Origin of the sequence: Acetobacter suratthaniensis, assembly GCF_017377745.1 — a bacterium.
In the GTDB taxonomy this organism is placed as follows: Bacteria; Pseudomonadota; Alphaproteobacteria; order Acetobacterales; family Acetobacteraceae; genus Acetobacter; species Acetobacter suratthaniensis.
Genome location: NZ_JAFVMG010000031.1, coordinates 1 through 8,340 on the forward strand (window position 1 = coordinate 1; position 8,340 = coordinate 8,340).

Annotated in this window: 8 protein-coding genes; all 8 read left to right on the forward strand. The window is 49.4% G+C overall.

What is annotated here, in order from left to right; genetic code table 11:
* The first annotated feature begins 332 nt into the window (after positions 1-332).
* The 8 genes from J2D75_RS13890 (at position 333) to J2D75_RS13925 (ending at position 8,317) form a co-directional block, all read left to right on the forward strand.
* Positions 333-959 (forward strand): helix-turn-helix domain-containing protein, encoded by a 627-nt coding sequence (locus J2D75_RS13890; protein ID WP_207855385.1) that lies wholly within the window; start codon positions 333-335, stop codon positions 957-959.
* An 11-nt stretch (positions 960-970) separates the two neighbouring features.
* Positions 971-1,792: a ubiquinol-cytochrome C chaperone family protein gene (locus tag J2D75_RS13895; RefSeq protein WP_207855386.1), complete on the forward strand. Its 822-nt coding sequence runs from the start codon at positions 971-973 to the stop codon at positions 1,790-1,792.
* A 138-nt stretch (positions 1,793-1,930) separates the two neighbouring features.
* Positions 1,931-3,163 (forward strand): hypothetical protein, encoded by a 1,233-nt coding sequence (locus J2D75_RS13900; RefSeq protein WP_207855387.1) that lies wholly within the window; start codon positions 1,931-1,933, stop codon positions 3,161-3,163.
* Between the two features lie 116 nt (positions 3,164-3,279).
* Positions 3,280-4,230: an NAD-dependent epimerase/dehydratase family protein gene (locus J2D75_RS13905; RefSeq protein ID WP_341534980.1), complete on the forward strand. Its 951-nt coding sequence runs from the start codon at positions 3,280-3,282 to the stop codon at positions 4,228-4,230.
* Between the two features lie 10 nt (positions 4,231-4,240).
* Complete coding sequence (locus tag J2D75_RS13910; RefSeq protein ID WP_207855388.1) at positions 4,241-5,368, forward strand: hypothetical protein; 1,128 nt, start codon at positions 4,241-4,243, stop codon at positions 5,366-5,368.
* Positions 5,361-6,023, forward strand: coding sequence for a hypothetical protein (locus J2D75_RS13915; RefSeq protein ID WP_207855389.1), 663 nt, complete (start codon positions 5,361-5,363; stop codon positions 6,021-6,023). Before J2D75_RS13910 ends, J2D75_RS13915 begins: the two co-directional genes overlap by 8 nt.
* 150 nt (positions 6,024-6,173) lie before the next feature.
* Positions 6,174-7,109, forward strand: coding sequence for a glycosyltransferase (locus J2D75_RS13920; RefSeq protein ID WP_207855390.1), 936 nt, complete (start codon positions 6,174-6,176; stop codon positions 7,107-7,109).
* The gene (locus J2D75_RS13925) at positions 7,106-8,317 is read left to right on the forward strand and encodes a radical SAM protein (protein ID WP_207855391.1); all 1,212 of its coding nucleotides are present in this window, start codon (positions 7,106-7,108) and stop codon (positions 8,315-8,317) included. The genes J2D75_RS13920 and J2D75_RS13925 overlap by 4 nt, the downstream gene beginning before the upstream one ends.
* Positions 8,318-8,340 lie beyond the last annotated feature (23 nt).

An 8,340-nucleotide genomic window follows, 5' to 3' on the forward strand; every position in this document is an offset into this window, starting at 1 on the left:
CGGGCATAAAAAGAGCCGTTCACGCTTCCAGAAAGCGGACGGTCTGCAATAGCCCTCGTCACCCGTCGCTGCCTGAGTCGACCAGAACCATCCATCAGCGTCACTCAAACCTGAAATCAACTTATCACGAAATCAATCAACGGCTCTTCGCTCTCTCCACCTCAAAGCTGTAAGGCTTTTACGTCCGGTTTTGCATAATAATGAAGCACAAAGACTCCATTTAAAAAATATATTCATCTAAATGGAGTATAAACGCTTCATTTTGGCCTTTCAGTTTCGTCGTTAAGGGTATTAAGTGGGTGCAATTCACTAGCGGCACGATGGCAAAACATATGACGTCTCAACCTGCACAGATTTCTCTCGGACAATGGTTCAGCCGCAATCTGTCTGCTGCAATCCAAGTGGCAGGAGCGCGACGGGAAACACAAAGCGACACAACTGCTTTTAGGCGTTTGTCTTTGGTACAGATTCAGCAGAAAACCGGAATCGCCCGTAGTACCCTGCGGCTTTTAAAATCACCGGGGAACGGAAAACAGGCCAATCCGGATATGAATACAATCGAGCGCCTTGCCGATGTTCTAGGCGTTCCCCCCGCTTTCTTGTTGATGCGTCCGCAAGATTGGGAACTACTTTCCAGATCCGTTAGCAATAGCTCTGATTACCTAGTTGCAGCTCAGAAGCTAGAAGCAGAAGGACGGCTTCAAGCAACCAATCCAGTAGAAAAAGTGCTATGTGAGTGTAAGGTCCATCCGGATCTACGTCCCAGAAATATAGACGGTCTACAGGAGGTTGCTCGTGCCGATGCCCGTGATGAGTGGCGCAGACTAGCTTGCCTGAAGCTTGATGCGCTGATGCTGCGCGAAATTTCCAAGTCTAGCGCCCGCAAATGGTTGACCGCTATTGCTGGCGCTTGGGTCAGTCTGACCACACCACATGACCCTTCTACTAGTAAGCAATAAGGACTATCGGGATGCCGGTCATTCACGATCCAGATCTCGCCGACGTGCTGATGAGCGCCAGCGCAGACGATATCGGCTTGTTGATAGATGTAATCACCGATAGCGGCAAGGGCCGCATCTCACTGTCATCTTCGGTCTGTCGTCAGTTGAAGGCGGCCATGGACAAGGGCGTTGACGAGGCGGCACGAGCGCTTCTCGCCGAGGAACTGACCCGCTTTGGTGGTAACTCGCTAGCCAATCTGTTCCGTGGTGGCAGCGGTGTGCCTTACCGTGAACTGCTTGCTGACGTGGTCAGTCATGTCGGCGCGGAGCACAACACGGGAGCTAGTTGCGCCGAAATGGAAATGGCAATCATTGCCAAGGTATTTGCGCAGTCCGTGGCGCAGATGAAAGAGGAAGATCGCAGCACGCTGTTCAATTCCCTGGAGGGACAAAGCTACCTGCCTGGTGTGGGGCCGCTGACGTTGGCGAGCTTACTGGCTTCGCTAGGCAGTTCTGGTCTGGCGTCCTTCAACATGGCGACGTTGGTTGCCAGCGCGACCATGAGCAACCTCGTGGGACGTGGCGTGATGTTGGCAGGTTCAACCACCTTGGGTCGTGGCCTGGCAGTACTGGCCGGTCCTCTTGGCTGGGCCATCACCGGTATCTGGACGGCATTTGACCTAGCCAGTCCGGCATATCGGGTCACCGTACCCTGCGTCATCCAGATCGGGCATATGCGCCAGAAGATGTTGCTCAAATCTACCTGCCCCGGTTGTCACGTGGTGGTCACGGAAGACTCCAACTTCTGCGGCAAATGCGGGACACGCTTGACGCCCACTACCCACGAATAAGGAGCAGGTCGATGAATCCTGTGGTATTCGTTGTTCGCGAATTTCTCTTAGTTATCCCTCATCCAGTTCGTCATTACCGTAGCCGTGCTTCCCGCATCAAGAGCATCCTAAACAACGAGTGGCATAGGGGGCTGTCCCGTGTACAATAACCAACATGCTGATCGCCTGGTAACCCTTGAGCGGCAAGCCCAGCAAGTTGAAGCAAAAATTCGGCGTCTGCGCACTGACCTCAACTGGTTCGAGAGATTCGATCTTGAGATCAACCGTAATGAGTTTGCCAAGACTCAACGAGAAAATCAGATTTTGCGCGACCAGTTAGTCAAGATCGAAAACAGCTGTCAGTCTGCCAGCACTGAGTTAAGCAAAGCCGAGGCGGAGGCAAAGCTGGGCTGGTCACCCGTCTACTGGTTTTCCAGCAAGCGCAACGTGGCCGTGAGGCAGGTTGCTACGATGCGAGAACGGTTGTCTCTCTTCAAAGATCGAGAAGAAGAAGTAAAGTCCCAGCTGAGCAAAAACGAACAGGCGGCGCAACGCCTTAGTGATGGTATTCAAGACTATCTGCGTTTTGATTCATTGCAAATGAAGATAGCTATTGCCAAATATGACAACGAATTACAGGAACTGCAGCCCATCATTGAGGAAACGCGAGTGGCCAGTGCGCACTGGGAGGCGGTGGCGGGAGCCGTGTTCCGCAACTGGAAATCAGTCTGTGACGAGTTAGGTAGCGTGAATCAGGATATCGCGGAAGCGGAATATTTTGACGAACAATTGTCCAGCGCGTCGACATCCCATGAACGAGCAGGTATCCATCACAACTGCGAGCTGCACTTTGGTCCTAGACAGAGTAGCCCGCGCCAAGTGCTGAAAGACAGGTATTACCGCCAACGCAAGCTAGAGCAGGAAGAAAAAAAACATAGTCTACGCCTGCGCGATATTACCCGCCTGCTGAATAAAAAAATCCGTAACCTCGTGGTGGATGGCAATAACCTTTGCTATCGGAACGAAGATGGTGGCAAACGCCATTTCATTGGCTTAATGGCACTTAAAGTATTGGTGCCCCGTCTCGTTGAAACCTTTGACGTGTCTATTGTTTTCGATCCAGGCATCTGCAGCCAGCTCAAGATCACCGAAGATATTCTCCAGGCGATGTTTCCGGAAGCCCGGGTGCAGGTCATGCCGCCTAATCTCACCGCGGACCATACGGTGTTGGCCGAGGCGGAGTTCAGCGCCGAAACCTATGTAATCAGCGGCGATCGCTTCAAGGATTACCGGGAAATGGCTGCAGTTCGCGAGAAGCGGGTGCTGCATGTAGTGCTGCATCGCGACTCTGTGCAGATTCCGCAGTTGCAGATACTTCTTCCAATCATATGATGGGAATTGGCGCGACTTGGTATTGGCTATGTGATTTATCAAAAAAAACCTGAAACGGTTCAGGTCATGGTGAAAACCTACAGCAATATTTAACATTACGAGCGAGGTTTATAATTGTGCGCATTTTAGTAGCTGGCGGAGCAGGGTTCATCGGGGCTACCTTGTGTGAACACCTACTTTTGCGAGGACACACCGTCGTATGTGTTGATTCCCTGCAGACGGGCAGTGCGTTGGCAATTGACCAGTTGAGAAAGTTCGAGGGCTTTAGTTTCATCAAGCAGGATATCGTGCAGATACTAGACATCGGCGCGGTTGGGACACTGGACCAAGTCTACAACTTAGCTTGTCCGGCGTCACCAAAACACTACCAGAAAGATCCCATCAAGACTATTGAAACCAACGTCATAGGCACGCGTAACTTGCTTGATCTAGCATTGCAAAATGGCGCCCGCTTTCTACTTGCATCTACTAGTGAAATCTATGGCAGTCCCGAACGAAAACCGCAACGTGAAGATTATTGGGGCAATGTTAATACCACTGGCCCCCGTGCTTGTTATGATGAAGGAAAGCGATGTGCGGAGGCACTTGTCACAGCCTATCGTTCGCAACACCAAACGGACACCCGTATCGCGCGCATCTTTAATACATATGGTCCCGGTATGCAGCGCGACGATGGCCGAGTGATTAGCAATTTCGTTACATGTCTTCTCGACAAAAAGCCAATTGAAATCTACGGAGATGGCAAACAGACGCGTAGTTTCTGCTACGTTGATGATATGGTGGGCGGGCTTATTGCGCTCATGGCTAGCGATTGTACGACGCCAGTGAATCTAGGATCAGACCACGAAGTGTCAATCATGGAATTGGCGTGTATCGTCGGTCGCGTAATCGGCAAATCGGTCGAGATCACGCACTGCCCCGCATTGATCGACGACCCGAGGGAGCGGCGGCCAGACTTAGACAAATGTCGCCGTGTGCTAGGCTGGCAAGCAATCACTTCGCTCGAATTGGGTTTACGCAAGACGGCGGCGTTCTTTGCAAAGACACAGCAAGCACACGTTGTGTAGGGGCGGAATCGTGGCTAAATATGTGGTGGCAGGGGCGTCCTCAATCGAAGACATTCAATGTTTTCTGGATGTGACCAGACAAGCGGGCATGGCTATACTTCTTGTCGAGAACGCAGCGATGTGGCAGCGCATTCCTGCGTGCCATCGAAAGTGGGTAATCTGTAGCGACGAGATTCCTTGCACGAAAATCCCGATGATCCCGCTCAACGAATTCTGGGTGACGCGGGCAATTCAGTCCGGCACGACGAATATTTCTCTGCACGCGTTGCGCGCTAGTCGCTCCAAACACTACCTTTCTGAAAGGCTTAGCCAATGCGGTGTGCATGCTTTACCACGCTGTTATATTGAGGATGTCTGCGCTCCAGGACCCGAGCGCTATTTAGCTAGATTGGACGCAGGCTATTCCGGTTATGGGATCGTACGCCATGTTGAGGTAGGCCGTTTCGACCCGCAGGTAATCCGCCGTGCGGTACAGGATGATGCGAGTGCCACAATGCGTGCTGTGCTTGGTGAAGATGACACGCGTGTGGTGGTTGAAGATTGGCTGGAAGGTGAAGAATATAGTGCCGATGTTTTCGTGAACCATGGTCAGGTTGAGGTCCTGCGTCTCTTTCGCAAAATTATAGTTTGGATCAATGGGAAACCTGTGTGTGACAGCTACGTTGCCGTCGCCAGTGACGCAACTCTATGCGCGGCTATATATGATTGGTGTGCTGCCCTATTCAGCGTGCGGTGCATCAGTTTCGGCCAATTTGACTTCATTGTTTCCGCTGGCCAAGCCGTAGTCGTGGACTTTTCCTGCCGTATTGGCGGTGGCTTGAATGCAATAAAGCAATTTGCAGGTATCCCCAGCTATGTTGGCATGGCACTAGTTGGCTGCATGCCTTATTTTGCGCCATTCACTGTTCAGAAGAACTTGGTCGCACGCCGCAGCGGTCGGCTCACAAATATTGAGTGGTCAGTATCTGGCAACTGTCAGATCATTGGTCGAAAACAGATAGGAGATCTCCTGTCTGGAAACATTAGTAGTTCCAGTGCCCGTGTTGCGGAAATCTGCTTTATTGCGGACGATATGAAAGAAGCCATTGCTGTGGCATCAGAACTTGAAAATATGGTGAAAATAGATGTGCATGAATAATACAGAAGAACTGATTGGTTTATTGTCAGATTATTTTCTTCAAAAAAACGGCAAGCCTGTCAGGGACGAGTTATCGCAATATGTTGAAGCCATCAACACCTTTGAGGACCTTATTGCCGTTGATCGCGATCCTTGTCACCCGCTATGGCGTGTAGTCCCGCAAATTGCTATGCACCGCTTCGGGTTGGAGACCTTCCAAAAATTCGAGCCAAACTATGTGGCGGATAAGTCCTTCGTCTTTGTACACCCCGCCCATCGTCATATTGTTGGTTCTCTGAAGAACTCTTTGCAAGAACGCTGGATCGTAGGAAAAGAAATAATCTGCGCGCTTACGCCGGAATTGATCAATAGTCTATACGGTGGGTATCGGTGGCATGCGCCCTATGCCGCAGGATGTTCCTATCTGGGCTATTTGGGCCAGCCTGCAACGATACTGCCATTGGCGTCCTGTAGCCATAAAGCACTACGCGAGTTGATAGCTTATAAAAATGCTAGTCGAACCGCTCTATCGAAAAAAATCGTCGTTCCTGGAGAGTGCTTGGATCAGACGATGGATGCCGTGATTCAGGCATTTCATTGCCCTGACGTAATTGAAAATTCTCGCCAATTGCTTGATCTGGAGTTAATAGATATTAACGATATTTATAATAAATAGGCGTATTTTTGGTTATGGCGATCATGATAGTTCGAACTCTCTGTGTATGCGCAATGGAGTGGGTCCGTCTGCTATCACTATTACTTTTGGTCATCTGGTATTTCCGAGAAATCCTCCATCTGTACACCTAAGGAGTTTTGAAAAATCTTCATGGCTGAACTTACTATTATCACCTATTTGCGAGGAGAGGAGCGGCTGACATCAGAACTCGTCGAAATTGGCAATCAATTGCATCGTCTCTACTGCGGTGTAAGTATGAAACTATATGTAGAGTCAAAACCGAAAATAATAACGGATGCTGAATTTCCTATTCATATAATCTATGCTAGCGGGACAAAATATCGCAAGATATTATATACTCTGGACACTACGGAAGATCGTTATTTGTTAAGCTTAGATAACGATATTGAAGCGAACATTCCAGCGTTGCTGCGGTTAGTAAAAAGGACTCTTGATGGACATTATGACTTAGGGTGGGGGCGTATCCATTCGCGCAGGGTATCCAATTTTGTATCATCCTTGGTAGAAGTAGATAAACTGCTGTCTCATACCGTGTTGCGGCCATTGCTTTGGCGGTTGCACCTAGGAGTGACGATTCCTGGACAGTGCTTCTTGCTCAAGACTGACAACTTCAAAGGACGATTATCAGCCACGGATACCTTCCTCGACGATTTGTCGATTGGCTTGTATGCAGCCAAGCATCATCTGCGCTATTGCTATATGCAGGAAGTCGTAGCGTTTGAGTTGCCGTCCTATTCCTTTGCGACACTCTGGAAGCAAAGAATACGCTGGGCTACAGGCTTTCGTCAGTCTCTATCATGCGGAACTTTAGGAAAAAAAGACCGCCGACTGCTTTGGATACATGCTTTTTTCTACCATCTTTTTCCTATTATCCATGTGGTTGCGCTGGCTTTTTTCGCAATGAAAATTCCAGTTGCTGTTTTCGGCTGGCTCTGCTTGGTAGCGCTTACTATGGCTCGTTGTAATCCAAAGGCACTGGCGGCAGCGTTCATTTATCCGGTGGCGTTTCCACTCTTTCATATAGGGTGGTGTTTTCATGTGTTTTATGTTGGGCGCAAAAAATGATTCTTTTACCGGAAACCGATTTGAAAGCTGAGATCCTTACGCGGGGTGTGGTGTTCACCGATGCCGCGATTGACTACGCCTTACGTTTAGGTGCCAAGGGACAAAATCTCGTCTATAACGCACCCAAGAACTTTGCTGAGAACCGTCCACAGGAATTATTTCTAGAGGGCGAGGACGGTTACCGTACGGTAGTCTCCTGCGTGTCAGCACACGGGAAGCTTGAGCCTGTGATGGTCGATGTATCCGCGAGCGAAAAATTGCTGTGTTGTATTGGTGAACATAGCGCTAGCGAGCAGGTTAAAGTTAGTTTTGTAAGACAGCCAGAATATTATACTCAACGCCTAGCCAATGATGAATTGGCGCAAAAGTATATTTCGGCCTGTGGCTATGATGAACTCAATATAATTCCGTGGAAGGGCTGTCTAATCTCTAGCGTCTGTCGCTTCTGTGGTGTCAATAATGTGGCTGTGAAGAACCCTAACGACGCTCTGCACGCAGCGCATCTCCGATCGGGTATTCTTGGTTGGGAGGCTGCTCGCGCGCCGTATTTAGCTAATTTATCGGAATCGATAGAACTCGCATTGCAAGCAGACTGCTATTCTGATCACATGCATGTGATCCTCATCTCGGGTAACTTGCCAGACGACCAACTTAATCAACAAGCCGATATCTATTGCGATATTGCCAATCACATCAAAAATCAGGTGGCTCATAAATGCACTGAAGGCATTGTCGCAGTCATTACTCCGCCGCATGACCTGACTCGTGTGGATAAACTCAAAGAAGCTGGTGTGCGCATAGTTGTGTTCAATCTTGAGGTCGGCAACGATCCTTGGTTCAGTAAATACTGTCCAGGTAAAAGTGCATTGGGCCGTGATTTTTTTATCGACCGGCTCAAGTATGCTGCGCAAGTATTTGGTCGTGGAAACTCATGGACTAATTTTGTCCTCGGCTTGGAGCCCATCGAAAAATTGTTGGAACTGTGCGAAGAGTTGGCCGGCTATGGCATCGTGTCTAGCGCGAACGTATTGCATGTGGATGAAGGTAGTCGGTTGGATGTAGACCCACCGTCAAAGGAGACCGTGATCGAATTCTTCTATGCATTGTCCAAGATCAACCGCCGTTATGGTTTTGATGCCTTCTATTGCGCCAAAGCGTTACGTACGAGTCTTTCCAACGAATTCCAAGACCAACGCTTTATTCTTTAAATTGTGGACAGAAGGAGGATTTG